This window comes from Pedococcus sp. P3_C7 (assembly GCF_056402615.1).
The window spans coordinates 68084-93742 of the sequence record NZ_JBFUHC010000007.1; the positions used below are offsets into that span (position 1 = coordinate 68084).

General features: G+C 71.3%; 25 protein-coding genes. 8 read left to right on the top strand and 17 right to left on the bottom strand.

Annotation, left to right across the window (positions count from 1 at the left end; translation table 11 throughout):
• Positions 1-53: 53 nt before the first annotated feature.
• Positions 54-821: an SDR family NAD(P)-dependent oxidoreductase gene (locus AC1DS4_RS10935; protein WP_477614082.1), complete on the bottom strand. Its 768-nt coding sequence runs from the start codon at positions 819-821 to the stop codon at positions 54-56.
• A 37-nt stretch (positions 822-858) separates the two neighbouring features.
• Between AC1DS4_RS10935 and AC1DS4_RS10940 the strand changes: the two genes are divergently transcribed.
• Positions 859-1644 carry an exodeoxyribonuclease III gene (locus AC1DS4_RS10940; RefSeq protein WP_477614083.1) on the top strand — a complete coding sequence of 262 codons (786 nt, stop codon included), beginning with the start codon at positions 859-861 and terminating at the stop codon, positions 1642-1644.
• A 4-nt stretch (positions 1645-1648) separates the two neighbouring features.
• Positions 1649-2521, top strand: coding sequence for an alpha/beta fold hydrolase (locus tag AC1DS4_RS10945; protein WP_477614084.1), 873 nt, complete (start codon positions 1649-1651; stop codon positions 2519-2521).
• Here AC1DS4_RS10945 and AC1DS4_RS10950 read toward each other — a convergent pair.
• The 4 genes from AC1DS4_RS10950 to clpB form a co-directional block, all read right to left on the bottom strand.
• Complete coding sequence (locus AC1DS4_RS10950; RefSeq protein ID WP_477614085.1) at positions 2493-2936, bottom strand: hypothetical protein; 444 nt, start codon at positions 2934-2936, stop codon at positions 2493-2495. The genes AC1DS4_RS10945 and AC1DS4_RS10950 overlap by 29 nt on opposite strands.
• On the bottom strand, positions 2933-4540 hold the full coding sequence (locus AC1DS4_RS10955) for an MFS transporter (RefSeq protein ID WP_477632800.1): 1608 nt from the start codon (positions 4538-4540) through the stop codon (positions 2933-2935). The genes AC1DS4_RS10950 and AC1DS4_RS10955 overlap by 4 nt, the downstream gene beginning before the upstream one ends.
• Before the next feature lie 28 nt (positions 4541-4568).
• Positions 4569-5258: an LppX_LprAFG lipoprotein gene (locus AC1DS4_RS10960; RefSeq protein ID WP_477614087.1), complete on the bottom strand. Its 690-nt coding sequence runs from the start codon at positions 5256-5258 to the stop codon at positions 4569-4571.
• Between the two features lie 113 nt (positions 5259-5371).
• The gene (gene clpB / locus AC1DS4_RS10965; protein WP_477632801.1) at positions 5372-7945 is read right to left on the bottom strand and encodes an ATP-dependent chaperone ClpB; all 2574 of its coding nucleotides are present in this window, start codon (positions 7943-7945) and stop codon (positions 5372-5374) included.
• Positions 7946-8148: 203 nt separating this feature from the next.
• Between clpB and AC1DS4_RS10970 the strand changes: the two genes are divergently transcribed.
• The gene (locus AC1DS4_RS10970; RefSeq protein ID WP_477614089.1) at positions 8149-8538 is read left to right on the top strand and encodes a nitroreductase family deazaflavin-dependent oxidoreductase; all 390 of its coding nucleotides are present in this window, start codon (positions 8149-8151) and stop codon (positions 8536-8538) included.
• A gap of 19 nt (positions 8539-8557) precedes the next feature.
• Here AC1DS4_RS10970 and AC1DS4_RS10975 read toward each other — a convergent pair whose 3' ends face one another.
• The 3 genes from AC1DS4_RS10975 to AC1DS4_RS10985 form a co-directional block, all read right to left on the bottom strand.
• The gene (locus tag AC1DS4_RS10975; protein WP_477614090.1) at positions 8558-8830 is read right to left on the bottom strand and encodes a ribonuclease E inhibitor RraB; all 273 of its coding nucleotides are present in this window, start codon (positions 8828-8830) and stop codon (positions 8558-8560) included.
• A 68-nt stretch (positions 8831-8898) separates the two neighbouring features.
• Entirely contained in the window at positions 8899-9348 is a 450-nt protein-coding gene (locus AC1DS4_RS10980; RefSeq protein WP_477614091.1) for a hypothetical protein, read from the bottom strand.
• Positions 9317-9664, bottom strand: a complete 348-nt coding sequence (locus tag AC1DS4_RS10985; protein ID WP_477614092.1) for a helix-turn-helix domain-containing protein — start codon at positions 9662-9664, stop codon at positions 9317-9319. Before AC1DS4_RS10985 ends, AC1DS4_RS10980 begins: the two co-directional genes overlap by 32 nt.
• 177 nt (positions 9665-9841) lie before the next feature.
• On the opposite strand from AC1DS4_RS10985, the gene AC1DS4_RS10990 reads away from it, so the two are divergent.
• Positions 9842-10093, top strand: coding sequence for a helix-turn-helix domain-containing protein (locus AC1DS4_RS10990; RefSeq protein WP_477614093.1), 252 nt, complete (start codon positions 9842-9844; stop codon positions 10091-10093).
• 18 nt (positions 10094-10111) lie between these two features.
• On the opposite strand, the gene AC1DS4_RS10995 is transcribed toward AC1DS4_RS10990, so the two are convergent.
• From AC1DS4_RS10995 to dnaK, 4 genes are all read right to left on the bottom strand, one after another.
• Entirely contained in the window at positions 10112-10567 is a 456-nt protein-coding gene (locus tag AC1DS4_RS10995) for a heat shock protein transcriptional repressor HspR (protein ID WP_477614094.1), read from the bottom strand.
• 7 nt (positions 10568-10574) lie between these two features.
• Positions 10575-11594 (bottom strand): DnaJ C-terminal domain-containing protein, encoded by a 1020-nt coding sequence (locus tag AC1DS4_RS11000; RefSeq protein ID WP_477614095.1) that lies wholly within the window; start codon positions 11592-11594, stop codon positions 10575-10577.
• Positions 11595-11668: 74 nt separating this feature from the next.
• The gene (grpE, locus tag AC1DS4_RS11005; RefSeq protein ID WP_477646035.1) at positions 11669-12031 is read right to left on the bottom strand and encodes a nucleotide exchange factor GrpE; all 363 of its coding nucleotides are present in this window, start codon (positions 12029-12031) and stop codon (positions 11669-11671) included.
• Positions 11983-14079 carry a molecular chaperone DnaK gene (gene dnaK, locus AC1DS4_RS11010; protein WP_477646036.1) on the bottom strand — a complete coding sequence of 699 codons (2097 nt, stop codon included), beginning with the start codon at positions 14077-14079 and terminating at the stop codon, positions 11983-11985. Before dnaK ends, grpE begins: the two co-directional genes overlap by 49 nt.
• 303 nt (positions 14080-14382) lie before the next feature.
• Between dnaK and AC1DS4_RS11015 the strand changes: the two genes are divergently transcribed.
• Positions 14383-15750 (top strand): sensor histidine kinase, encoded by a 1368-nt coding sequence (locus AC1DS4_RS11015; protein ID WP_477614098.1) that lies wholly within the window; start codon positions 14383-14385, stop codon positions 15748-15750.
• Here the strand turns inward: AC1DS4_RS11015 and AC1DS4_RS11020 are convergent.
• Complete coding sequence (locus AC1DS4_RS11020) at positions 15716-16417, bottom strand: response regulator transcription factor (protein ID WP_477632802.1); 702 nt, start codon at positions 16415-16417, stop codon at positions 15716-15718. The two genes, AC1DS4_RS11015 and AC1DS4_RS11020, sit on opposite strands and share 35 nt — an antisense overlap.
• On the bottom strand, positions 16398-17198 hold the full coding sequence (locus AC1DS4_RS11025; protein WP_477614100.1) for a phosphatase PAP2 family protein: 801 nt from the start codon (positions 17196-17198) through the stop codon (positions 16398-16400). The genes AC1DS4_RS11020 and AC1DS4_RS11025 overlap by 20 nt, the downstream gene beginning before the upstream one ends.
• Before the next feature lie 308 nt (positions 17199-17506).
• On the opposite strand from AC1DS4_RS11025, the gene AC1DS4_RS11030 reads away from it, so the two are divergent.
• The 3 genes from AC1DS4_RS11030 to AC1DS4_RS11040 all read left to right on the top strand — a co-directional run bounded on the left by AC1DS4_RS11030 (position 17507) and on the right by AC1DS4_RS11040 (position 20473).
• Positions 17507-18511, top strand: a complete 1005-nt coding sequence (locus tag AC1DS4_RS11030) for a lysylphosphatidylglycerol synthase domain-containing protein (RefSeq protein WP_477614101.1) — start codon at positions 17507-17509, stop codon at positions 18509-18511.
• Entirely contained in the window at positions 18508-19713 is a 1206-nt protein-coding gene (locus AC1DS4_RS11035; RefSeq protein WP_477632803.1) for a glycosyltransferase family 4 protein, read from the top strand. The genes AC1DS4_RS11030 and AC1DS4_RS11035 overlap by 4 nt, the downstream gene beginning before the upstream one ends.
• Positions 19714-19780: 67 nt before the next feature.
• Entirely contained in the window at positions 19781-20473 is a 693-nt protein-coding gene (locus tag AC1DS4_RS11040) for a DNA-3-methyladenine glycosylase family protein (RefSeq protein ID WP_477632804.1), read from the top strand.
• Here the strand turns inward: AC1DS4_RS11040 and AC1DS4_RS11045 are convergent.
• From AC1DS4_RS11045 to AC1DS4_RS11055, 3 genes are read right to left on the bottom strand one after another with little or no spacing between them, the layout of a single operon-like run.
• Positions 20460-22553, bottom strand: coding sequence for an elongation factor G-like protein EF-G2 (locus tag AC1DS4_RS11045; RefSeq protein WP_477632805.1), 2094 nt, complete (start codon positions 22551-22553; stop codon positions 20460-20462). The genes AC1DS4_RS11040 and AC1DS4_RS11045 overlap by 14 nt on opposite strands.
• A gap of 53 nt (positions 22554-22606) precedes the next feature.
• Positions 22607-24901 (bottom strand): ATP-binding cassette domain-containing protein, encoded by a 2295-nt coding sequence (locus tag AC1DS4_RS11050; RefSeq protein WP_477632967.1) that lies wholly within the window; start codon positions 24899-24901, stop codon positions 22607-22609.
• Positions 24867-25607, bottom strand: a complete 741-nt coding sequence (locus AC1DS4_RS11055) for an ECF transporter S component (protein WP_477632806.1) — start codon at positions 25605-25607, stop codon at positions 24867-24869. Before AC1DS4_RS11055 ends, AC1DS4_RS11050 begins: the two co-directional genes overlap by 35 nt.
• Between the last annotated feature and the right edge of the window lie 52 nt (positions 25608-25659).

Here is a 25659-nt window from a genome sequence, read left to right on the forward strand (position 1 = left end):
CCACCCCTGACCACGCCGAGGTATGCCGCGTGGCTCAGCCACGCGGCACAGACCTACTTCCCTGGGCGGTGGACGCTCCGGGCGCGGCGGCGCACCAGTGAGCGGGGCACGACGCGCAGCGCGGCGACGATCGCCTTGTACTGCGCTGACGGCACCGACACGACGCGGCCCTTGGCGACGTCGTCGAGGCAGTCGCGCACCAGCCGGTCGGCATTGAGCCACATGAAGTCGGGGATGCTCGACATGTCGACCTGCGCCCGCTCGTGGAACTCGGTGTGCGTGAACCCGGGACAGAGGGCGGTGGCCGTCACGCCGGTGCCGCGCAGCTCCGCGGCGAGGCCCTCGGTGAAGACCGTGACGTAGGACTTGTTGGCGGAGTAGGTGCCCGCGGTGATGAACGAGGCGACCGACGAGACGTTGATGATGGCGCCGTGCCCGCGGCTGCGCATCGCGTTGCCCGCGGCGTGCGACAGGACCAGGACCGCCCGGCACAGGACGTCGAAGTTGGCCTCCTCCTCCGTGACGTCGTGGCGCAGGAACGAGCCCTTGAGCGAGTAACCCGCGTTGTTGACCAGCAGGTCGACGGGACGGGCGAGGTCGGCCAGCCGCTCGGCGACCTTGCCCGTCTCGGCCCGGTCGGAAAGGTCGGCGACGAGGATCTCGGTCCCGACGGAGTACTTCGCGTGCAGCTCGTCGGAGACGTTCTCCAGCCGCGCACGGTCACGGGCGACGAGGACGACGTCGTGCCCGCGCTCCGCGAGGGCGTGGGCGAAGGACAGGCCGATGCCGGCGGTGGCGCCGGTGACGAGGGCAGTGCTCATGTCCTCACTCTAGGCGGGTCCGCATAGGGTTGCCTGCGTGCGCATTGCCACCTGGAACGTCAACTCGATCCGCTCCCGCATCGACCGTGTCGAGGCCTGGCTGCAGCGCAGCGACGTCGACGTGCTCGCGATCCAGGAGACCAAGGCGACCGACGCCCAGTTCCCGTTCGACCGGCTTCAGGCCCTCGGCTACGAGGTGGCCCACCACGGCCTGAACCACTGGAACGGCGTCGCCATCGTGTCCCGGGTCGGGATCGAGGACGTCACGCCGTCCTTCCCCGACGCCCCGGCGTGGGGCGACCCGCCGGTCGTCGAGGCACGCGCCCTCACCGCCACGTGCGGGGGCGTCAAGGTCACCTCGGTCTACGTCCCCAACGGTCGCCACATCGAGGACCCGCACATGGTCTACAAGCTCGACTGGCTGGCCCGGCTCCGCGACCAGGCGAGGACGTCCGTCGAGGCCGGCGAGACGGCGGCGCTCATGGGCGACTGGAACATCGCACCGCAGGACGAGGACGTCTGGTCGATGGAGTACTACCTCGACAAGAGCCACGTCTCCCCCGGTGAGCGGGCGGCCTTTCAGGCGCTCCTGGACGCCGGGTTCGTCGACGTCGTGCGGCCCCACACCCCCGAGCCCGGGACCTTCACCTACTGGGACTACAAGATGCTGAGCTTCCAGAAACGTCGCGGGATGCGGATCGACTTCATCCTCGGCACCCCGGCGTTCGCGGCCCGGGTGGCCGGCGCCGTGATCGACCGCGAGGAGCGCAAGGGCAAGGGCGCCTCCGACCACGCCCCCGTCGTCGTGCAGCTGGACGACTGAGCGGATGACGTCCCGCACCTTCACCGTCGCCGTTCCCGACGGAGCCCTGCTCCAGGTGCAGGAGTATGCCGCGGGCACGGCCTCCAAGGGCGCCGCCACCTCCGTCGGCAACGCCCCCACCGTGGTCCTGGCGCACGGGTGGACGCTCACGCGGGCGTCGTGGCTCCCGGTCGTCGAGCAGCTCGTCGCGGCGGGGGTGCGGGTGGTGACCTACGACCAGCGGGGGCACGGCGGGTCCAGCCCGTTGCGTGGCCGGCCGACGGTGCGGATGCTCGGTGGCGACCTGGCTGCGGTGCTCGACGTGGTGGCGCCGCGGGGACGAGTGCTCCTCGGAGGTCACTCGATGGGCGGGATGACGGTGATGGCCTACGCGGGGCTGCACCCCGACGAGTTCCGAACCCGGGTGGCCGGCACGGTGCTCGTGGCGACCAGCGCGGGTGACCTGCAGAACCGCCTCTCAGCCGTCGAGGCCCGCCTGATGGCCCTCGCATCGCGGATGCCAGGGATCCCGGCGGGCCGGTTCGTCACGAACCGGGGCCAGCGACGGCTGCTGTTCGGTGCCGACGCCGACCCGTCACACGTGCAGCTGACCCGCGACATGGTGGCGCGGACGTCGCTGCCGACCATGGGCCGGTTCTTCGGCGCCCTCGGTGAGCACGACGAGAGCGAGGCACTGAGCCAGCTGGCCGGCATACCCACCGTGGTGCTGGTCGGTGACCGCGACAGGCTCACGCCGCCCCGGCACGGTCGACGGCTCGCCGAGCTGATCCCCCACGCAGAGCTGCGGATCCTCACCGGTCGCGGTCACATGCTGGTGTACGAAGCCACCGACGAGGTCGTCGAGGCCTTCACGACACTGCTCTCGCCGGTGGCGTGACCGTGACCTGCGCCTGAAAGGCCGTGGGCTCGCACCCTGGCCCGTTGGGCTGGACCTTGCGCGGGGTGACGCGGACCGTGGTCTCGGGGACGAACACCGCGCCTGCCGTGTCGCGCGCGGTGACGGTGACGTCGACGGGTTCGGTGGAGCTGATGGCCGGGAGGTCGACCCACGCCGAGTCCTCCTCGGCACCCATGAAGGCCGCCGTCCCGCACCTGCCTCTGACGCAGGCGCGCACGCTGATCTCGTTGTTGAGGGCCTGGGCGTCGAACGCCCGCGGAAAGCCGGCGATGGTGACGCGGACACCGTTCGTGGCGCCGATCTCCGTGCACGCCCGCGGCGGTGGGACACACGCCGCGGTCGTCAGCACGAGGCCGAGCACGCCGGCGAGCACGAGCGCACGAGAAGGGTTCACCAAGGTTGGAGGGAAGCCACCGGCTGCTCGTTCCGGCGAAGACCGAGTCCCACCGACGCGAGGGCGCCGAGGAGGGCCGCGATCGCCGCGCCGAGGAACACCGTCTGCACCTGCACGAGGCCTGCGGCGAGGAGTGCCTTCGTGTCCGTCTGGTCGGGCAGCGCTGCGACGGTGTCGTAGTAGCGGTGCAGGCCGATCGCCGTCAGCAGCGCCAGGCCCACGACCATCCCGACCATGCGGGCCACGACGACCAGGGCTGAGGCCACGCCGTGCGCCTCGGCCGGGGCGTCGGCGAGGGCCGCGTTGTTGACCGGAGCGAGCGCCAGCCCGATCCCCAGCCCCACGGCCACGAGGACCACCGTGGCCATCGGCCCGTCGAGGGAGCCTTCCCCCCACCCGCTCATCGCGAACAGGCCGACGGTCGCCACCAGCAGGCCGGCCCCACTGACCAGCCCGTCACCGAGCCTGCGCAGCGACCAGCCCCCGAGCAGCGCACCCACGGGCACGGCCAGCAGGAACCGCACCAGCACGAACGCCGCGACAGTCTGCGAGTCGGTGAGCGTCAGCCTCGCGAGCACCGGCACGTCGACGATGACCGCCACGAGGGCGGCGCCCACGAGAAGGCTCACGACGAGGGAGGTCCGCGCCCGGCCTCGCACGACACCGCGCGCCACGAGGGGCTCGGCAACGGTGTGGTGCCTCCAGAGGTAGAGCCCCAGGGCGAGGGCCCCGACCGGCAGCAACGCGAACCCCAGCGGCCCGACCACCTCACGCTCGGGATCGCTGGCGGCAAAGGTCAGCACCACGCTGCCGAGGGCCAGCCCGAGGAGCACAGCACCGGGCAGGTCGGCGCGCCGCAGCAGTACCCACCACCGCGGTGCCGTCACCACGACGAGCGCCAGCACGAGGGTCAGGGCGACCACCCCGATCGGGGTCAACACCCGCGACGTCGAGTCGCCGAACGGCACGAACGGAACTCCCAGCGTCACGTCGGCCGCCAGCCGCGACGGCGCAGCGAGTGCGAGCCCGCCCACGACGAGCGCCGAGGCGCCGAGCACGAGGGGTATGCCGCGTGGTCGTCCTGGCCGCACGCCTCCGATGACGAGTACCGCTCCAGCGAGGACGAGACCGGCCACCACGTTGAGCCAGAAGATCGTCCGCCAGCCGGAGATGGCGAGGACGGCGGCTCCGAACACCGGCCCGAGGACGCTGCCCACCTCCTGCACCGCGCCGACCACGCCCAAGGGGGTGCCCCGCCGGTCAGGCGGCCAGAGGTCGGCCACGATGGCGAGCGTGGCTGGAACGAGACCACCACCCCCGATGCCCTGCAGAACCCGCCCGGTCACCAGGACCGGCAGCTCGACAGCAAGGGCCGTGATCGCGGACCCGACGACGAAGATCGTCAGGCAGGCGACCAGGATCCGTTGTCTGGCAACGAGATCCGCGAGACGGCCAATGAGGGGCAGCACGGCGATGTAGCCGAGCAGGAAGCCCGAGATGATCGGCGTGGCCTTCTGCAGGGCGTCGATGCCGAGACCGACGCCGGTCATCATGTCCGTCAGGGCCAGGACGACGACGTAGGTGTCCGCCGCTGCAAGTGCCACCGCCACGGACGCCGTGGCGAGCAGCGCCCTAGGGGCGGGTGATCGCAACGGGCTGGGGCAGGCTCTTGAGCCGCAGGGAGTAGGTCGAGGTGGCCCCGGCGTAGAACGGTCCCTTGAGGACGACCGTGCGCAGCTCCTGGCCGCTCTGGGTGACGCCGTAGGTCACGTCGAACGTCCCGGAGCGGTCTCCGATGACGAGCAGGTCCGCCACGGCGGCGCCCGGGAGCTTGCCCGTGAAGGCCGTGAGCACATCCGCCCCGTCGCGGACCTTTTCACCCTTGGCGAGGGACTGGGTCTTGCCGATCAGGCTGGTGATCCCGGTCTGCTTGTTGAAGAGCTGCGCCGGGTTGGGGGCTCCGTAGGTCGCCGGGTCGATCTTGTTGTAGTCCGGGGTGAAGAACTTCATGTAGACGTCCTGCTCGACGGCGATCACGTCGACCGTCCCTGTCACGCCGGCGATCGTGGCGTTGAGGGTGCCCTGGAACGACGGCGGGGTGAACAGCCCCGTCCCCTTGGCCGCCGAGACGCCGACCGCCTTGCTGGGCAGGTCGGTCGCATCGAGGGTGAACGTGACCGCCGGGCTCTTCTCGAGGTTCGTGCGCGCCGCCGCGAGCTGCTCGGCCGGGGTGCCCTCCTTGGCCGGGGCCTTGTCGTTGGACGAGCAACCCACGAGGGCGAGTGCCGCGATGGCGGCGATGGCGATTCCCTTGAGGCGCATGCCACCCACGGTAGTCGGAAGGGAGCGCCCCCCATGGCCGCAACGCGGCACAGCGGCGAGGGGTATGCCGGGTGGTCACCACGCGGCATACCCCTCGGGTCGTCGCTGTGGCCTCAGCGCAGGGTCAGGGCGTCGGCTTCCTGGTCGAGGTCGACCGTCACCGTGTCGCCGTCGCGGACCTGGCCACCGAGGACGGCCTTGGCGAGTCGGTCGCCGATCTCCTTCTGCACGAGCCGGCGCAGCGGGCGGGCGCCGTAGGCCGGGTCGTAGCCGGTGATCGCCAGCCACTCGCGTGCCGCATCGGTGACCTCGAGGGTGATCCGGCGGTCGACCAGGCGGGTGGCGAGCTCCCGGACCTGGAGCTCGACGATGTGGCCCAGCTCGGCGGACGTGAGGGGGTCGAAGATGACGACCTCGTCGAGCCGGTTCAGGAACTCGGGCTTGAAGCTCGCCCGGACCATCCCCATGACCGCCTCGCGCTTGGCCTCGTCGGCCATGCTCGGGTCGACGAGGAACTGGCTGCCGAGGTTGCTGGTCATCACGAGGATGACGTTGCGGAAGTCCACCGTGCGGCCTTGGCCGTCGGTGAGCCGCCCGTCGTCGAGCACCTGGAGCAGGATGTCGAACGTCTCGGGATGCGCCTTCTCGACCTCGTCGAGCAGCACCACCGAGTAAGGACGGCGGCGGACCGCCTCGGTGAGCTGACCGCCCTCCTCGTAGCCGACGTAGCCGGGTGGCGCACCGATGAGGCGGGCGACCGCGTGCCGCTCGGAGTACTCGCTCATGTCGATGCGGACCATGGCCCGCTCGTCGTCGAAGAGGAAGTCGGCAAGGGACTTGGCGAGCTCGGTCTTGCCGACCCCGGTCGGGCCAAGGAACAGGAAGGAGCCCGTCGGGCGGTTCGGGTCGGCGAGGCCGGCACGGGAGCGACGGACGGCGTCACTGACGGCTTCGACGGCGGCGCTCTGCCCGATGAGCCGCGAACCGATGATCGACTCCATGGACAGCAGCTTCTCGGTCTCGCCCTGGAGCAGGCGGCCGGCCGGGATGCCGGTCCAGGCCGAGATCACCTCGGCGATGTCGTCGGCGCCCACGCGTTCCTTGACCATGAGGTCAGCGCTGGCGCGGCCGGACGCGACCTCGTCCTCGTTGGCGACGGCCAGTGCCTTCTCGAGCTCGGGGATCTCCCCGAACTCGATCCGGCTGGCGGTCTCGAAGTCGTACTCACGGCGCGCCTTCTCGAGCCGGGTGCGGGCCTCGTCGATCTGGGTCTTCAGGTCACCCACCCGGTTGAGGCCGGACTTCTCGGACTCCCAGCGGGCGTTGAGTGCGGCCAGCTCCTCGGACTTGTTGGCGAGGTCCTCGCGGAGCCGGGCCAACCGCTCGACGGAGGCGTCGTCGGTCTCGCGCTCGAGGTGCAGCTCCTCCATCTTGAGCCGGTCGACCGACCGTCGGAGCTCGTCGATCTCGACCGGGCTGGAGTCGATCTCCATGCGCAGGCGCGAGGCCGCCTCGTCGACGAGGTCGATGGCCTTGTCCGGGAGCTGTCGACCACTGATGTAGCGGTCGGAGAGGGAGGCCGCCGCGACCAAGGCCGCGTCCTCGATCTCGACCTTGTGGTGCGCCTCGTAGCGCTCCTTGAGGCCGCGCAGGATCGCGATCGTGTCCTCGACCGACGGCTCGCCGACGAACACCTGCTGGAAGCGTCGCTCGAGGGCGGCGTCCTTCTCGATGTGCTGGCGGTACTCGTCGAGCGTGGTGGCGCCGACCAGCCGCAGCTCCCCGCGGGCGAGCAGCGGCTTGAGCATGTTGCCAGCGTCCATGGCGCCCTCGCCGGTGGCGCCGGCGCCGACGACGGTGTGCAGCTCGTCGATGAACGTGACGACCTGCCCGTTGCTCTCACGGATCTCCTCGAGCACGGCCTTGAGCCGCTCCTCGAACTCCCCGCGGTACTTTGCGCCGGCGACCATGGCGCCGAGGTCGAGGCTGATCAACCGCTTGTCGCGCAAGGACTCCGGCACGTCGCCGTCGACGATCCGCTGGGCGAGTCCCTCGACGACCGCGGTCTTGCCGACGCCGGGCTCGCCGATGAGGACGGGGTTGTTCTTCGTGCGGCGGGAGAGCACCTGGACGACGCGGCGGATCTCCGAGTCGCGCCCGATCACGGGATCGAGCCTGCCGTCCCGGGCCTCCTGCGTGAGGTCGGTGCCGTACTTCTCGAGGGCCTCCCCGCCCTCGGTGGGCGTCTCGCTCGTCACGGTGCGTCCGCCCCGGGTCGCCTCGATCTTGGCTTCCATGTCCTTGGCGCCGCGCTTCTGGACGGCGGCGAGGTGGCCCGTCTCGGCGAGGGCCAGCAGGAGCAGGTCCAGGGCGAGGTAGGTGTCGCCCTTGGCCCGCATGAGGGTGTCCGCCTGCTGGAGGACGGCCAACGCCTCACGACCGAACGTGGGCGGCTGGGTCGCGCCCGTCGTCGACGGCAGGGCGCGCAGCCGGGCGTCGGCTTGGCCGAGCACGTGGGCGGCGCCGGTCCCGGCGGCCTGCAGCAGCGCGTCGGCCTGCGCCGTGTCGAGCTGCACGAGGGCGCTCGTCAGGTGGTCGGGGGTGATCTCGGGGTTGCCGGCGCTCTGGGCCGCCCGCTGGGCGAGCGCGAGCGCCTCGGCCACCTTGGCGGTGGGCTTCAGCTCCATGCGTGGATGCTCTCCTGTGATCGGTGACTGGGTCCACTATCGACAACTGGACCAAAGTTGAGTCTATTCCACTCAAGTTACCAACGCCTCCTCAGGCGCCCCGAAGCCCGTCGCCGGAGGAGGCCACCCATGAGGTGCCCCGACTCCAGCCGGACCGGGGCACCTCGCGTGCGCGCGCCGGCCACGCGGCATACCGTGGGGGCGTGCCCATCCCCCTGGTCGTCGGGCGGTGGAACCGCGTCGGTTTCAACCGGTTGAGCACGCCCGTGGCGCGACACCTGCCCGGCTTCGCCGTGGTCCACCACCGCGGACGGCGGTCGGGCCGCGCGTACCAGACACCGGTGAACCTGTTCACGATCGGCGACCGCTTCGTCATCGCGCTCGCCTACGGCCCGCACACCGACTGGGTGCGCAACGTCCTCGCCGCCGGCGGCTGCACGATCGAGACCCGCGGCAGGCTGGTCGCCTGTGGGCAGCCCCGTGTCTACCGGGACCCCGGGCGTCAGGGCATCCGGCCGGTCGAGCGGGCCGCCCTCGGCCTGCTCGACGTAGGCGACTTCCTCGACCTCACCCCTCTGACGCCGGCGCCCTGACCGAACACGCTGGCTGTCGTCAGGAGTCGGTGCGTGGCTCCGGGTCGTACCAGCCGCCGTGCTCCTCGGCGAGCGCGCTGAACCGGTCGCGAAGACCTGACTCGACCGGCCCCGACTCGTCGGCGACCATCTCCTCCACGACGTGGACGGCCCACTCGTGGTCCTCGGAGTCGTCCTCTCCCGCAAGCGCTTCCCGCACGACGCGCACTTCGGAGAAGCCCTCGTGGGCCAGCTCCGCGGCCACGTCGTCAGCGGTCTCACGGTCCGGGAAGACCAGCAGGTGTTCACTCACAGACAGGAGTATGCCGCGTCGAGGCCGCGTGGAGCCGCGTTCATGCCGCGTGGCCGCGTGGAGGCCTGTCAGGCGGTCATCGTCCAGTCGGACCACCGACAGGCCCGCTGCAGTCGGACCCGTTCGGCCGGCCGGGCTTGCGCGAGCCGGAACCGGACCCAGGCTTCAGGCACCTTCATGTGCCACACGAAGTCTTCCCAGTCGCTGGCGACGGCGAGGCGTCGCTCCATGACCGGCACGGGCATGGCCCTGCGAGCCGCCTCACGCTCGACCCGGCGCTCGATGGTCGACCCTGCCCAGCCGGTGCACTCCGTGTCGCCGCGCTCGGCGTGGACGAGCTCGTGCCACAGGGACTGCCGCTCCTGCTCGAGGCTGCGTCCGGAGCGGAGCACGATCGCGCGACGACCGTGGTAGTAGCGGGCGGGCTCGGCAATGGGCTGCCGCAGCATGACGACGTCACGCATCTCGCGGAGCAGCTTCCAGGGGTCAGGAACCCCGGATTCGTCGCTCGAGGGCATCAAGCCTGCTCCTCATCTCGTCGATCAGCGCGAGGACCTCCTCGTCGCCGACCCCTGGCCGGACTCGTGGACCGGGAGCGGTCACGAAGCCGCCATTGTGCGTCGACCCACCGACAGGCTCGCCGCGGTCGTCCAGTCCCAGCGCGTCGAGGACCTGCGCGCGCTTGACGTCCTGGACACCGAGCCCGTCCTCCACCCGCTTCCACGTGATCGAGGAGATCCGCGCCTCCCTCGCCGCCTGCTCCTTGCTCCAGCCACGGGCCAGCCGCGCGCGCTCGACGCGGTGTCCCAGCTGTTCCAGGTGCTCCGGGTTCATGGCCGTCATCTTGCCAGTCACCCCCAGTCACATCCAGTCACTCCTGGTCCTGCTCAGTCACATCACGACCCGTCACGACCACCCTTCCTGACCACCAGCCGCGTGATGGGCCGTCTTTCTGTGGTTTCCCAGGCGCGGCGCTTGCCCGAATGACCGTGCCTGACTACATTCATGGTCATGTCTGGGGGAACATCGCCACACCGTGTCATCGAGGTGCACGGCTACGCACTTCGAGTGATCCGCCAAGCCCGCGGGCGTGGCGTCGCAGATCTCGCCGCGGCGCTCGAGGTCGACAGGTCCTACATCAGGCACCTCGAGAACGGCAGCAAGCTGCGGGTCAGCCCGGAGCTCTACACGGCTCTCCTGCGCGAGCTGCAGATCGAGGACTACCGCGCCCTGCTGGCCACCGCACCGTTGCGCCACGCCTGAGGGCTCTCGCCCTGGTCGTCAGTGCGACGAGGGACGCCAGACGACCAGTGCCTGTGACCGTTGCAGGCGCGGGCGCTGACCGGCCCGCACGGCGATGACATCTCCGGTGGGGCCGACGGCGAAGACCCTCGAGGCCGGGCGCATCCCCGCCGACACCCGTGCTCGCTCGAGCTCGTCGGAGAGCTCGAGCACCCGACCCCGCAGAGCGGCCACCTGGTTCTCGAGCTCCAGGATGCGCTGGATGCCTGCGAGGCTCACGCCCTCTTCCTGCGACAGCCGCTGCACCTCACGGAGCATGGCGACGTCACGGCCGGAGTAGCGACGGCCGCCTCCGCGGGTCCGCGACGGGCTGACCAGCCCGAGCCGGTCGTACTGGCGCAGCGTCTGGGCGTGCATGCCGGCCAACGTGGCCGCCACGGAGATGACGAAGATGGGCGCATCGTCGTCGGGGGAGAAACCGCGCACCTCGGTCATCGCCCGGTCACGCCCTCGCGTTGGCGAACAGCTCGGCCCTGGGGTCGAAGCCCTCGTCCAGCGACTTCAGCGTCTCGACGGCGGCCTTCGCCTCGTCCGACAGCCGTTGCGGCACCACGACGGTGACCCGGGCCATCAGGTCGCCGGGCTTGTCCTTCAGGGGCACGCCGCGACCCTTCAGACGCAGCACCCGGCCGCTGGGGGTGCCCGGAGCCACCCGCACCTTGACGGCCGAGCCGTCGAGGGTCGGTACCGAGACGGTGGCCCCGAGGGTCGCCTCGGCAAAGGTCACCGGGAGGTCGATCGTCAGGTTGTTCCCGTCGCGACCGAACACCGGGTGCTTCTCCACCGTGATGGTGAGGATGAGGTCGCCGGGCGCGGCGCCCGAGTCGCCGGGTTGGCCCTTGCCGCGCAGCCGGATCTTCTGGCCGTCCTTGACACCGGCGGGAATCCGCGTGGTGATCTGGCCGCCGCCAGTGGTGCTCAGAGTGACCGTCGCGCCCTCGACCGCATCGCGGAAGGACAGGCTCGTGCGAGCAGTCAGGTCCGCACCCTTGCGCGGCCCCTGCGGCGCACGGAAACCCGCCCCTCCGTATGCCGGGCCGGCACCGGCCCCGAACATCCCCCCGAGCAGGTCCTCGAGGTTGGGCTCGCCGCCTCCGCCACCAGTCGAGTAGCGCACCCTGGTGCCACCGCCACGACCTCCGCCGCCCCCGAACATCGCCGAGAACACGTCGTCGAACCCCCCGGAGCCGCCGCCCGGACCGCCCGCGGTGAAGCGGGCGCCACCGTGCGCCATCTGCCGGATCGCGTCGTACTCGCGGCGCTTCTCGGGGTCGGAGAGGACGGAGTTCGCCTCGCCGACGTCCTTGAAGCGCTGCTCGGCTGCCGCATCCCCCGCGTTCTGGTCGGGGTGGTGCTTGCGGGCGAGCTTGCGGTAGGCCTTCTTGATGGTTGCGCTGTCAGCATCCTTGGGAACACCGAGGATCGCGTAGAAGTCCTTCTCGAACCAGTCCTGGCTAGCCATGTCGGCGCCCTCCTCTCTGCTGAGTCATGCAGGTTTCGTTCCGAGTGGGTGGGAAACCTGCGGTCATCCCCTGGTCACTCAGGATCGGCCACGGCCACGCGCGCCGCCCGCAGGATCTGCTCCCCGGCGCGATAGCCGGGCTGCAGGACGCGCACGACCGTCGTCGAACCGGTGGGCTCCACGGAACCGTCCTGCGGCCAGGCGGTGTGCATCAGCGCCTCGTGCAGGGTCGGGTCGAACTCCTCGCCGATCGCGCCGTAGCGCTGCAGCCCGAACTTCGTGAGGGTGGACTCGAGCTTGTCGGCGATGGCGGAGAACGGCCCCTCGGTGAGGTCGCCGTGCTCCCGCGCAGCGTGGATGTCGTCGAGCACCGGCAGCAGCGCCTCGATCACCGACTGGGCGGCGCGCTCCTGCACGAGCGCCCGGTCGCGGTCCACGCGGCGCTTGTAGTTGACGTACTCGGCCTGCAGCCGCTGGAGGTCGCTGAGGCGTTCCGCCGCCAGGAACGTGTCCGGGTGGAGGTCGGACGCAGCGGTGTCGCTCCCCGACTCCTCGGGCGGCGTGCCCGCCTCAACGGGGGCCTCGTCGTCGAGGATGTCGCCGGCGAGGATGTCATCGTCGAGGGGGGCCGGGGGGGGGCGGGGGGGGGGGGGGGGGGGGGGGGGGCGTCACCCGAAGGCGCACCGTCACCGGCGGCGCCGGCCTGCTCGGACTCGGCGGCCGCGGCATACATCGCGGTGCCCAGCTTCTGCGACTCCTCGGAGAGCTTCGAGCTCTTCGCCGAGATGTCCTCGGGCGTCGCGCCCGACTCCGGCTTGAGGGCCTCCTTGAGGTCCGCGAGCGCCGCGTCGACGTCGCCGCGACCGTCGGCAGGGATCTTGTCGGCGTTGTCACCGAGGAACTTCTCGGTGGTGTAGACGAGGTTCTCCGCGGTGTTGCGGGCCTCGGTCTCCTCGCGACGCTTCCTGTCCTCCTCGGCGTGGGCCTCGGCTTCCTTGATCATCCGCTCGATGTCCTCCTTGGCGAGAGCCGAGCCGCCGGAGATGGTGATCTTCTGCTCCTGGCCGGTGCCACGGTCCTTGGCGGACACGTTGACGATGCCGTTGGCGTCGATGTCGAAGGTGACCTCGACCTGCGGGACGCCACGGGGCGCCGGCGCGATGCCACTGAGCTCGAAGGTGCCGAGCTGCTTGTTGTGCTGCGCGATCTCACGCTCGCCCTGGAAGACCTGGATGAGCACGCTCGGCTGGTTGTCCTCGGCAGTGGAGAAGACCTCGGAGCGCTTGGTCGGGATGGCCGTGTTGCGCTCGATGAGCTTGGTGAACAGCCCACCCTTGGTCTCGATGCCGAGCGAGAGCGGCGTGACGTCGATGAGCAGGACGTCCTTGCGCTCACCCTTGAGGACACCGGCCTGCAGGCTCGCGCCGACAGCCACGACCTCGTCGGGGTTGACGCCCTTGTTGGGCTCCTTGCCACCGGTGAGCTCCTTGACGAGGGTGCTCACGGCGGGCATGCGGGTCGAACCGCCGACGAGGACCACGTGGTCGATGTCGGCCAGCGCGATGCCGGCGTCCTTGATGACGTTCTGGAACGGCTGACGGGTCCGGTCGAGCAGGTCCTTGGTCAGCTGCTCGAACTGGGCGCGGCTGATCGTCTCCTCGAGGTGGATCGGGCCGTTCTCGGACATCGAGAGGTACTGCATCGACACGTTGGTGGTGGTCGAGGAGGAGAGCTCCTTCTTGGCCTGCTCCGCCGCGTCGCGCAGCCGCTGCATGGCGATCTTGTCCTTGGACAGGTCCACTCCAGACGTGTTCTTCACGGTGGTGAGGAGGTGGTTGACGATGCGCTCGTCCCAGTCGTCGCCACCGAGCTGGTTGTCGCCGCTGGTCGCGCGGACCTGGATGGTCGAGAAGCCGTCCTCGGGGTCCTTGCCGACCTCGAGGAGGGACACGTCGAAGGTGCCGCCACCGAGGTCGAAGACGAGGATGAGCTCGTCCTCCTTGCCCTTGTCGAGACCGTACGCCAGGGCCGCGGCGGTGGGCTCGTTGATGATGCGCAGCACGTTGAGGCCCGCGATCTCACCGGCCTCCTTGGTGGCCTGGCGCTCGTGGTCGTCGAAGTACGCGGGGACGGTGATGACCGCATCGGTCACGACCTCACCGAGGTAGGACTCGGCGTCGCGCTTGAGCTTCTGCAGGATGCGGGCGCTGATCTCCTGCGCGGTGTAGGTCTTGCCGTCGATCTCCGGCGAGGTCCAGTCGCGGCCGATGTGGCGCTTGACGGAACGGATCGTCCGGTCGACGTTGGTGACGGCCTGGCGCTTGGCGATCTCGCCGACCAGGACCTCACCGCCCTTGGAGAACGCCACGACGGACGGGGTCGTGCGACCGCCCTCCGCGTTGGCGATGATCGTCGGCTCCCCGCCCTCGAGGACGGCGACAGCCGAGTTGGTGGTACCGAGGTCGATGCCGACCGCACGTGCCATGGTGAATCTCCTGTGTGTCTGGGTTGTATCTGGGTTACGTCTGGGTAGAGCTCTGGGTTGAGTTGCCTGCACTCAAGTTAGAAGCCGGTGTGCCGTGTGGCAAATCGAGGCGCCAAACTTGCGTTCACTCGACTCAACTTCGTGCGGCGCCGGGGTGTTCCCACTCCCGCGAAGTTTTCTCTTCGGACGTGCTGCCGTTCAGTGCCTGCTCAGGTGAGGAGCAGGTCGCGAAGGTAGAGTCCGGTGCGCACGATCCGAGCCGCGTGGTCTCCACCCCGGCAGACGCCCACGAGGGGGACCGACGTGAAGCGGTGGCGGTCCTGGTCGCTGCAGCGGCGCGTGCTCGTCGTCGCCGCTGCCGTCGCGACGGTCGTGCTCGTGCTGGGCCTGGCTGCTTTCGGCCTGACCCTGGACCGCATCCTCTACCGCTCGGCGCAGGATGCCGCCCGGGTCCAGGCCGCCCAGGTCGCGGCGGTCGTGGCCGACGGTGAGGCGCCTGCCCGCGCCGCCCTCCAGCAGATCCCCGGCTCGGGCTCGATCCTTCAGATCATCGAGCGTCGCGGTGTTGTCGTGGCCTCGTCCGAGGTGGCCCAGCGGGCACCGATCACCAAGCTGCGCCCCGCTCCCGGCAGCGTCGCTGTCGACCAGGTCACCGGCATACCCGGGGAGACCGGTGAGCCGCACGCCATCGTGGCGCAGGGGGTCCGGGACCCGGCCGGCAGCGAGTTCGTGGTGGTGGTCGGCGCGCCACTCGACGTGGCCACCACCACGGTGCAGACCGCGACCGGTCTGTTGGCGGTCGGGGCGACCGCCATGCTGGTGCTGCTGCTCTTCCTCATCTGGCGCATCCTCAGGCAGGCCCTGCGACCGGTCGAGAGGATCCGCAGTGAGGTCGCCAGGATCACCCAGGTGCGCGGTCGGGGTCACCTCACGGTGCCGCCTTCGGGGGACGAGATCGCCCGACTTGCCGAGACGATGAACCTGATGCTCGACCGGCTGGAGCAGGCGGACGCCACGACGCGGCGGTTCGTCAGCGACGCGTCGCACGAGCTGCGGAGCCCGCTTGCCACGATCATCGCCGCCATCGACGTCGCCAACCGGAGCTCGACCCCCGACCCGGCCCGCGACGAGGTCATCGCGTCCGAGGCGCTGCGCATGCAACGGCTCGTCGACGACCTGCTGACCCTGGCGAAGGCCGACGACGGACTACCCCTGTCCCTGCGTGAAGTCGACGTCGACGACCTGGTGGACGTCGAGGTACGACGGCTGCGCGCCACCGTGGAGTTCCCGGTCACCGGCTCGATCGCGGCCGCCCGCGTGACCGGCGACCCGGCGCGACTCAGCCAGGCGATCCGCAACCTCGTCGACAATGCCGCCCGGCACACCACCGGCGGCGTCGACCTCGGGGTGAGCGTCGAGGGTGGCGAGGTGGTGGTGACGGTGGACAACGACGGCCCACCGATCCCGGAGACCGAGCGGCAGAGGGTGTTCGACCGCTTCGCCAGGCTGGAGCAGGCGCGCGAGCGAGACCGCGGAGGCAGCGGGCTCGGGCTGGCGATCGTCCGCACGGTGGTGGAGGCCCACGGCGGCACTGCGCAGGCGGGCGTCTCGCCGACAGGTCAGTGCCGGTTCGAGATCAGGCTCCCCCGGGACCCGGGGCCGTCGACGTGACCGGCATCAGCCGGTATCCCATGCCGCGCACGGTCTCGATCGACGTCACCCCGAAGGCCGAGTCGATCTTCTTGCGCAGGTAGCCCACGTAGACCTCGACGATGTTCTCGCTGCCGTCGAAAGCCGGGTCCCAGACGTTCTCGAGGATCTCGGCCTTCGACAACACCGACTCGGGGTGGCGCATCAGGTAGTGCAGCACCGCGAACTCGCGAGCCGTCAACGAGATCTGGTAACCGGCACGGCATACCGTGCGCTTCGTCGGGTCCAGCTCGAGGTCGCCGACGGTCAGCGTGACCGGTCGGGCAGGGGCGCCCCTGCGCACGAGCGCTCGTAACCGGGCCACGAGCACCACGAAGCTGAACGGCTTGGTGAGGTAGTCGTCGGCGCCGAGCTCGAAGGCATCCGTCTGGTCGTACTCCCCGTCCTTGGCGGTGAGCATCAGCGTGGGCGCCCAGATCTTGAGGGAGCGGATGTTGCGCAGCACGTCATAGCCGTTGCGCCCGGGCAGCATGATGTCGAGGACGATCACGTCATAGGGGTTCTCGGTCGCCATCCACTGACCGGTGATGCCGTCGTGGGCCACGTCGACGACGAAGCCGTCGTTGGTCAGGCCGCGGCGGACCGTGTCGGCCAGGGCCAGCTCATCCTCAACGAGCAAGACGCGCATCGGACCCTGCCCCTCTGTCGGATCGACTCTCGTCGGCTCGGGTGTCGGTGGACTGCCAGCGCCCAGCGTAGGGCCGCAACAGGTCCGACAGTCGCCGCCCGAACAGCAGGACCACCGCCGCCGTCACGGCCAGCACGCACACCGCCAGCGCCCACGCGGCCAGCACGTCGGTCAGCCAGTGGTAGCCGAGGTAGAGCCGGCTGGCCCCGATCGCCCCACTGACCACGACCCACGCCGACACGACCAGCCAGCGGCGCGCCGCACTCCAGGCCCCTCGGAGCAGCAGACCGACGACCAGCCCGAAGAAGACCGTGGAGAAGGCCGTGTGCCCGGAGGGGAAGGAGTACCCCGAGTCGAAGGCGCCCAGCATCGTCGAGGCCGGGGGACGGGCGCGTCCGACGACGTGCTTGAGGGCGAGGGTCAACGCCGAGCCGACCACCATCGCACCGCCCACGACCGCTGCGGCGGCGAGGTCGCGCCGGCGGAGCACCAGCCACGCCACGACGACCAGGGTCAGCAGTCCGATCGAGACCTCGCTGCCGATCGCGGTCAGGGCGTGGGCCAGCACGGTGAGGACCGGGGTCCGGTGGCTGACGACCGCATCGGTGACGGCGGGGTCGTGGGCGGAGAGGTCACCGTGCTCGCCGGCGCCGTCCGCGAGCGCCACGACGCCGAGTCCCGCGGCGACGGCGGCCACGGCACACGCCACCACGGCGCCCGGGACCGAGGGGAATGGCGGCGTGCGTCCGGCCGACGTCGGCAGGGCGGCGGGGTGACTCATGGGCGGAGCTCCTCAGGGGTTCGGGTGCTCAGTGTCAGGCGCGGAGTCTGAGCGATTCCTGAGGAAGTGACTCCCGGGACTGGCGAGAGGACCCCTGCGAAGCTCATCGAGGTGACTCTCAGGAATGGCTCAGGTTCGAGGCATCATGGTGGACGGGGTAGCCACCGTGGGTACCTGCCGAGCGAGGGGGTCCCATGGCAGCACTGGCAGCGCCGACGTCCCCACGGGCCACCCCGCCGGGTCGCGCTCCGGGGCGAGGGGCGCCGTCGGGTCGCGCCCCATGGGGCCGAGCTCCGTGGAGTCGCGCCGTGCTGCGTCTCGGTGCGGCGGCCGCCGTCATCGGGGCGGTGTTCGGGTGGGCCCTCCCCGCCCTCGCCGGAGCGCGGTGGTCCGCGATCGGCGGGGTGCTCGCCAAGGTCGGGACACCTGAGCTCGTGGTCCTCACGCTGGTCTGGGCCGCCGGCCTGGTAGCCCACTCCTTCGTCCTCACCGGCGCCCTCCCCGGGCTCAGTCGACGCCGTGCGCTGACCCTGAGCCTCACGGGCAGCGCGGTCTCGAACGTCGCGCCCATGGGCGGGGCCCTCGGGGTGGCGACCAACCTGGCGATGGTCCGGGCCTGGCGGTTCCGCGAGACCGCCTTCGCCGCCTTCACCGTGGTCACGAACATCTGGGACGTCCTCTCCAAGCTGCTGCTGCCCGTCCTTGCGCTCAGCGCCCTCCTCCTCGCCGGCCACGGCAGCGGGCACTTCGTGCGAACCACCGCTGCCGGGGCCGTGCTCCTGCTGGCGGCGGTGCTGGCCGCCGTCCTCGGTGCGCTGCGCAGCGAACGGTCTGCCAGCCGTTCCGTCGGCGCCGTGGTGCGGGTGCTCCGCGCACTGCTGCGCGGGAGGGGCGAGCGGTGGCTCGAGGGCGCCACCCGCGGCGTCCTCGAGACGCGTGCCCAGGTGTGCGCCGTTGCGGCCCGCACGTGGCCGCAGCTGAGCGCAGGAATGGGCGCCTACGTGCTGCTCCAAGGGGCGCTGCTCTGGGGGTGCCTGCACGTGGTGGCGGCCACCGTGCCCTGGTATGCCGTGCTGGCGGCCTTCGCGGTCGAACGACTCCTCTCGCTCGTCGTCGTCACACCCGGGGGCACCGGGACGGCCGAGGCGGGGACGGTCGCGGCGCTCGTTGCCCTGGGCGGCGACCCGCTGGCCGTGACATCGGGGGTCCTGCTCTACCGCGGCTTCATCTTCCTGCTCGAGATCCCGGTCGGTGCAGTGTGGCTCGGGGGCTGGCTGGTTGCCAGGAGCCGGATGGCCCGGGTGCTGCGATGAAGATCCTGCACACCACCGACACGTATGCCCCCACGGTGGGCGGGATCGAGGTGATGGTCCACGACCTCGCCGGCCGCCAGGCGGCCGAAGGGCACCAGGTCACCGTGCTGACCCGCACCGCCGGCCCGACCGGCCCCGGCGCGAACGGCGTGGTCGTCGTGCGTGACGTCCGCGCATCGCGGGCCCTGGCGTCGCAGGCGGACACCGTCCACTCCCACGTGTCGGCCATCTCCCCGCTCGCCCTGCGGACTGCGGAGTTCGCTGCTGCCCAAGGGATCCCGGTCGTGGCGACGGTCCACTCGATGTGGACGGGCACGTGGCCGCTGTATCGCGCGACCTCGGCGGTGCGGGGCTGGGCCGAGCTGCCGATCCAGTGGGCAGCCGTGAGCGAGGCGGCGTCCGAACCGCTGCGTCGCGCCCTGCGAGGTCGTCCCGTGCTGGTCCTGCCGAACGCCGTCGACACAGCGCTGTGGGCGCCCGCCGCCCGGCGCACCGCGCACGGCAGGCCCCTCGGGGCAGGCGGCGCCCCCACCGACCGCGAGGCCGGCCAGGTCACGATCGTCAGCGTCATGCGGATGACCCGCCGCAAGCGGCCGTTGCAGCTGGTGTCGACCCTGCGCCGGATGCGTGCGGCCCTTCCCCCGGACGTGGAGGTTCGCGTCGTGCTGGTCGGTGACGGACCCCAGCTCGGCCAGGTCAGGGGTCGGATCTCGCAGTGGGGCATGCAGGGCTGGGTGGAAGCGCCGGGAGCCTTGGCGCACGGGCAGATCCGGGCCCTCTATGCACGAGCCGACGTGTTCGTGGCCCCTGCCACGCTCGAGTCCTTCGGGATCGCAGCCTTGGAGGCCCGCGCGTCCGGCTTGGCCGTGGTCGCGCGATCCGGGACCGGGGTGGCCGACTTCGTCTCCGACGGCGTGGAGGGACTGCTGGCCGGCAGTGACGCCGAGCTGGCCTGGCAGCTGGTCCGGCTCTGCACGGATGCTGGTCTGCGGACGCGAATCCAGCGGTACAACACGTCTGTGCGCCCGGCATACGACTGGTCTGATGTCCTGTGGCGCACGGCGTACGCCTACGACGCCGCAGCCGAACGTGTGGCGGGCCCCCACCACACTGTCCCCGAGGGGACCTTGCACCTCGCCCGACCCCGGCGCGACCGATCCCCTACGGTCGCGGCCCGTGAGGTCGAGGGCGAGCCAGCCTGAACGGGTCCCCTGCCCGCAGGCTGGCGGGTGGCGTCCGGCGGTGGTGTCCCCTCCGCAGCGTCGCGACGTGGACGACGACCTCTTCGGACGGACGGTGGCGGGGCTCACGGCTGCCGACCCCCAGCTCGCCGAGCTCGTCTCGACCCACGGGGTTCCTGCCCTGTGGTTGCGGCCCACGGGGTTCCCGAGCCTGGTCCTGTTCATCCTCGAGCAGCAGGTCTCCCTCGCCAGTGCCGCTGCGGCATACCGCAAGGTCGTGGAGCGGATCGGGGACATGGCTCCCAGCGCACTGCTCGCCAGCACCCCGGAGGAGCTGCGGCTCGACGGGGTGTCCCGGCAGAAGGACGGCTACCTGCGCGCCCTGGCCACGGCCGTCGAGACGGGCACCCTTGACCTCGACGGGCTGGGTGACCTCGACGACGCCGCCGTCCGTCGTGCGCTGACGGCCCTGCCGGGCATCGGCCGGTGGACCGCCGACGTGTACCTGCTGGCCTGTCTGGGCCGTCCGGACCTGTGGCCCGTCGGCGACCGCGCCCTGCAGGTGGCCGCTGCCGAGACCCTGGGGCTCGACACCGTTCCCGACCAGGCTGCCCTCGAAGCCCTGGGCGAGCGCTGGCGGCCGCACCGATCGACGGCTGCCCGACTGCTGTGGCACGGCTACCTCGTGCGTCGCGGCCGGGCCGAGACCCCCAGCGACCTGTTCGCCGGAGAACGAGAGCGGGCTCGGCCCGACGGCCCGGGAGGCGTCAGCCGGCGGTGATCTCCCTGGCGAGGGCAGGCGGCATGTAGTCGTAGCGGACGAAGCTGCGCGTGAACGTGCCGGTGCCGTGGGAGACCGACCTCAGGTCGACCGGGTAGCGAGCCAGTTCGTGCGCGGGCACCTCGGCATGGATCAGGGTGCGCCCCCCGACCTGTGCAGGCTCGGTGCCGTGCACCTGCCCGCGGCGTCCGCGGAGGTCGGCCAGGACCCCGCCGACGGCGTCGTCGCTGACCTCGATGTGCACCTCGTCCACGGGTTCGAGCATCGCGACGGTCGAGTCGTTGGCGGCTTCGCGCAGAGCCATCCCCGCGGCGGTCTGGAAGGCCATGTCCGAGGAGTCGACCGAGTGGGCCTTGCCGTCGACGAGGGTGATCCGCACGTCCACCACCGGGTAGCCCGCCAGCACGCCCTTCTCCAGCTGGACTCGGGCGCCCTTCTCCACCGACGGGATGTAGTTGCGAGGCACCGCCCCGCCGACCACCTTGTCGACGAACTCGATGCCGGCCCCTCGCTCCAAGGGCTCGATCTCGAGGTGGCACACGGCGTACTGCCCGTGACCGCCGGACTGCTTCACCAGTCGACCCTGGACCTTGGTGGGCCGCACGAAGGTCTCCCTCAGCGATGTCCGCACCGGCTCCACCTCGACCGGCACGTGGTAGCGCGACTCCAGCATCGCGATGAGCTGGTCGACGTGGGCAGGCCCCATGGCCCAGAGCACCAGCTGGTGGGTCTCGGAGTTGTGCTCGAGCCGCATCGTGACGTCCTCGGCGACCAGTCTCTGCAGGGCCGTGGCCAGCTTGTCCTCGTCCCCCTTGGAACGGGCGTGGATCGCCACGGGCAGCAACGGGTTCGGCAACAACCACGGCTCGACCAGAGCGGCCCTGTCCTTGCGCGACAACGTGTCGGAGGTCTCCGCGCCCGCGAGCTTGGAGACGACGACGATGTCACCGGCGATCCCCGCACCGACAGGTCGGGTCTCGTCGCCGAGCGGGGCAGCCAGCGGCCCGATGCGCTCGTCGTCGGTGTCGTGGTCGGCGTGTTCGTCGACGAGGTGGGTCGCGAAGTGCTGCAGGTGCCCCGAGATGTGCACCGGTTCGTCGGGGCGCAGCGTCCCCGAGAACACCCGGACCAGCGACTGCCGGCCCACGAACGGGTCGGTCGTGGTGTGCACCACCTCGGCCACGAGCGGGCCGGCCGGGTCGCAGGTCACGGCACCGAAGTCCCCACCGGCCGAGGTGTAGACGGTGGGGATCGCCGCTCCGACGGGTGAGGGAAATCCCTTCTCGCACAGCTCGATCAACGCCTCGATGCCCACGCCCGTGGGTGCATGCGTCGGCAGGATCGGGAAGAACCGAGCCGTGGCCACGGCCATGCGCAGGTCGGCGGCGATCACCTCGGTGTCGATCTCCTCGCCCTCCAGATAGCGCTCGAGGAGCCCTTCGTCCTCGGACTCCTCGATCACGGACTCGATCAGCTCACCACGCTGGGCGTCGATCAGCTCACCCTCGTCGACGCTCGGCTCCCTGTCGGCCTCACCGCCCCCTGGCTGCTGTTCGGTCACGGTGCGACGCAGGAGGTTGAGCAGGCCCTTGACCGAACCGTCGACGACCAGCGGGAGGGCAAGCGGCTCGGCGTCACCGAACGCCCGCTGGCACGCGTCGACCGTCGCCTCGAAGTCCGCCCGCGCCTGCTCGAGGCGCGTGACCACGACCGCGCGCGGCATACCGAGGACGTCGCACTCGCGCCACAGCAGCCGGCTGGGTTCGTCGACACCGTCGGCGGCGGAGACGACGAACACCGCCGCGTCGGCCGCCCGCAGCCCGGCGCGCACCTCGCCCATGAAGTCCGGGTGGCCCGGGGTGTCGAGCAGGTTCACAGTCAGCCCACCCGTCGGGACCGACGCGGCCATGAGCGACAACGTCGCCGAAGAGTCCCCTTCACGAGCGCGGCGGCCCGGGATCCGAGCCGCCACGAACTGGTCGAAAAGGGCCGTCTTGCCGGCCCCGCTCGACCCCACCAGGACCACGTTGCGGATCTGCTCGGGCGATGAGGGACCCGCGGCGTCGCTGACACGGTTCATGGGTTCACCTTGCTCCGGTCACCCACGGCGCACAAGACCCGGACGACACCCGGTCAGCGCCAGCCGGCCGCCACGACCACCGGCAGCATGCTCGCCGCGACGACCAGCCAGTCCGCACCCCGCCACGGAGCCGGCGCAGCCCACGTGCGGCGGTATGCCGTGGCGAACCCGCGGGCGTCCATGGCCACGGCGAGCGTGGCCGCGGCCTGGAGCGACCGCACGAGGATCCCGATGGTGAGGGCCCAGAGCTCGGCCAGCACCGACCGGGGCGACCGTGCCGTGGCGCCGATCCCCCGCACCCGTCGGGCCCGCGCGATCTCCGACCAGATCTCGCCGAACGTGTGCACCCGCTGCAGTGCTGCCGCCACGGCCACCACGGGACGGGCGGGCAGCCGCAGCCGTTGCCCGAGGTGGTCGCCGAGGGCATCCGCGTCGACGTGCTGGATGAGCACCGCCGACGGCAGCACGATGATGAGCACCCGCAGTCCCCCGGTGAAGGCGGTGTCGAGGTCGTGGCCCCCCAGCAGCCACGTCGACCACGCCACGGACAGGGCGCCGAGGAGTCCTGGGCCGAGCCGCAGGAGCACCCCGCGCAGCCGACCGGTGGGCGCTGGCCCGTCGCCAGGAGCCAGCAGTGCCAGGCCCGCGAGCGCGACCTGCACCGCGAGCACGACGAGGCTCGTGGACCAGCGCGGTGAGACCACGCCCGCCGGGATCGCGAGGCTCGCCCCCGCCATCAGCGACAGGGGGCCGGCCCGCGCCACCAGCGGGCGTCGACGTGCCGGTTCGACGGGTGGCTGCACGGGCCGGTCGATCATCGTCACCGCATCCGCCCTGGTGATGACTGCGTCGTCATGAGTGGTCAGGACGACCGCCGAACCCGCGTCCCGCAAGCCCTCGACGATGCCCATGACGGCGGCCCAGGTGAGCCGGTCCTGGCCGACCGTGGCTTCGTCGGCGCAGACGAGGTCCGGCTGGTGGACCACCGCGGACGCCATGGCGAGCCGGCGCTGCTCTCCGCCGGACAGGTGTCGTGGGTCAGCCTGCGCGAGGTGGGCCAGGCCCAGGTGGTCCAGGAGGGCCCGGGCGCGCTCCAGCGCCTCGGACTCGACGAGCCCGACCGCTCGCGAGGTGGTCATCACCTCGTCGAGCACGGTGTGGCTGACGATCGTCGAGCTCGCCCACTGGGGCACCCAGGCAACCCGCGGGGCCAGGTCGAGGGTGCCCAGCGCGTGCGGGTCGCGCTCCCCGTCGACGGCGAGGTCGGGCCGCAGCCGCACCTCACCGGCCTGCCGTCGCAGCAGCCCGGCCAGCGCCAGCAGCAAGGTCGACTTGCCCGCCCCGCTCGGGCCCACCAGCGCGTGCACCTGCCCTGCGCGCGCCTGGAACCACTGGTCCCGCACCGCGACCGTGGTGCGGGTCGAGCCGTCGAGCGCTTGCACGGACCGGGTGATGGTGACGTCGGCGGCGTCGAGGGTGAGCAGGTTGGCTCCGGTCGACGAGGTGTCGAAGACACCCGCAGGTATGCCGCGTGGTTGCGGGTCGGGGAATCCGGGCACCCAGATCCCCTGGGCCGCGAGGGATTCTCCGTGCTGGGCGAGGACGGCGAGTGGTTCGCCGTCGGCTGCGACCCGGCCGCTGTGGTCGAGGACGACGAGCCGGTCGACGACGTCGAGCCACGGACCGAGCCGGTGCTCCACGACGACCGTCGTCAGCCGGCGGGACCGGGTCACCTCGTCGACGGTCCTGCGGACGGAGTCGGCGTTGGCGGGGTCGAGCATCGCGGTGGGTTCGTCGAGCAGCAGGACCGTGGGCTCGAGGGCGAGCGCCCCCGCCAGGGCAAGCCGCTGCTGCTCACCGCCGGACAGGGCATGGGTGGGAGTGTCCTGGGGCAGGTCGAGGCCGACGGCGGCCAGCGCGGCGGTGACGCGCGCCGACATGTCCGCACGCGGCATACCGATGTTCTCGAGGCCGAACGCGACGTCGCGGCCGACCGTGGCCGACACGATGCCCGCGCCCGGCTCCTGGAGGACGAGGCCGACGTCGCCGGCCCGCGTCCCGGGAACCGCGCCGTCGAGCAGCACGGTGCCAGTGCGTTCCCCGGAGTCGGCGACCTCGAGCACCCCGGCAAGTCCACGCAGGAGGGTGGACTTGCCGGAGCCGCTCGGACCGACGAGCAGGACCCGCTGTCCCGAGGGGATGTCGAGGTCGAGGCCGGGGATGACCGGTTCGCGGCGGCCGTACGGACGCCAGGTCAGTCCCCGGACCTCGAGATGTCCCCGACGCTCCTTGGGGGCGCCGGGACGAGGGTGCTCAGACAGCGCGTGACTCCCGGGCTTCCTGCCCAGCCGGGAACGCTCCCAGGGCGCCGGCTCGAGCCAGGCCGCGCGTCAGCAGCCACCCGAGACCGCCGGCCACTATCGCGCCCGCGACGGTGAGGATCCCGGCGTAGGCGAGCTTGTAGCCCATGTCCCAGTCGGTCCAGTAGACCTGCCATTCGTAGAGAGCTTCCAGCGGAGCCGAGAGGGCTCCGGCAAGCAGGGCGGCGCCGAGGCCGAACGCCGCGTACCCGAGGATCAGGAAGGCGATCTCCGCGCCGAGACCCTGCACGATGCCCGAGACGAGGGTGGTGAAACCCCACTTGGTGCCGGGCAGCATCGAGACGAGGGCCGCCACCACCTCACACAGCAAGGCCGAGCCCGGGCGTCGAATGGCGAGGCCGCCCACCACCCCGGCCATCAACCAGGGGGCTCCCGTGATGCCCTGAAGCGGTGGGAAGAGGGCCTCGAGCCCAGCCGCCGGTGCGGTGTAGGCCAGACCCCAGGCCCAGTAGGCGACACCGAACGCGGCGCCGAGGAAGGAGACCGTCAAGAGGTCGACAGTGCGCCAACCCCAGAGGTTCCCGCTGGCGCGGATGCTGCCGCGGCGGGTCCCGGTGGAAGAGGTGGACGAGGTCGCGCTGGCCGAGGTGGCCGGGGTGGTGGTGTCGGCCTGGGTGGCCGGGGTGGATGGTGCCGTGTCGGCCGAAGTGGCCGGGGTGTTCTTGGTGCTCATGTGTTCTTCTCCCGTGGAATCCGGTGGATGCCTCGGGGAGACCCCTTGCCGG

What these genes read in the sequence shown, in the direction of transcription:
- AC1DS4_RS10995 (WP_477614094.1), bottom strand. Translation starts at nt 10,567, where the DNA reads ATGACCGAGGTGCGCGGTTTCTCCCCCGACGACGATGCGCCCATCTTC.
- AC1DS4_RS10935 (WP_477614082.1), bottom strand. Translation starts at nt 821, where the DNA reads ATGAGCACTGCCCTCGTCACCGGCGCCACCGCCGGCATCGGCCTGTCC.
- AC1DS4_RS11035 (WP_477632803.1), top strand. Translation starts at nt 18,508, where the DNA reads ATGAAGATCCTGCACACCACCGACACGTATGCCCCCACGGTGGGCGGG.
- AC1DS4_RS11055 (WP_477632806.1), bottom strand. Translation starts at nt 25,607, where the DNA reads ATGAGCACCAAGAACACCCCGGCCACTTCGGCCGACACGGCACCATCC.
- AC1DS4_RS10990 (WP_477614093.1), top strand. Translation starts at nt 9,842, where the DNA reads ATGTCTGGGGGAACATCGCCACACCGTGTCATCGAGGTGCACGGCTAC.
- clpB (WP_477632801.1), bottom strand. Translation starts at nt 7,945, where the DNA reads ATGGAGCTGAAGCCCACCGCCAAGGTGGCCGAGGCGCTCGCGCTCGCC.
- AC1DS4_RS10945 (WP_477614084.1), top strand. Translation starts at nt 1,649, where the DNA reads ATGACGTCCCGCACCTTCACCGTCGCCGTTCCCGACGGAGCCCTGCTC.
- AC1DS4_RS11025 (WP_477614100.1), bottom strand. Translation starts at nt 17,198, where the DNA reads ATGAGTCACCCCGCCGCCCTGCCGACGTCGGCCGGACGCACGCCGCCA.
- AC1DS4_RS10985 (WP_477614092.1), bottom strand. Translation starts at nt 9,664, where the DNA reads ATGAACCCGGAGCACCTGGAACAGCTGGGACACCGCGTCGAGCGCGCG.
- dnaK (WP_477646036.1), bottom strand. Translation starts at nt 14,079, where the DNA reads ATGGCACGTGCGGTCGGCATCGACCTCGGTACCACCAACTCGGCTGTC.
- AC1DS4_RS11045 (WP_477632805.1), bottom strand. Translation starts at nt 22,553, where the DNA reads ATGAACCGTGTCAGCGACGCCGCGGGTCCCTCATCGCCCGAGCAGATC.
- AC1DS4_RS10980 (WP_477614091.1), bottom strand. Translation starts at nt 9,348, where the DNA reads ATGCCCTCGAGCGACGAATCCGGGGTTCCTGACCCCTGGAAGCTGCTC.
- AC1DS4_RS11020 (WP_477632802.1), bottom strand. Translation starts at nt 16,417, where the DNA reads ATGCGCGTCTTGCTCGTTGAGGATGAGCTGGCCCTGGCCGACACGGTC.
- AC1DS4_RS10960 (WP_477614087.1), bottom strand. Translation starts at nt 5,258, where the DNA reads ATGCGCCTCAAGGGAATCGCCATCGCCGCCATCGCGGCACTCGCCCTC.
- AC1DS4_RS11000 (WP_477614095.1), bottom strand. Translation starts at nt 11,594, where the DNA reads ATGGCTAGCCAGGACTGGTTCGAGAAGGACTTCTACGCGATCCTCGGT.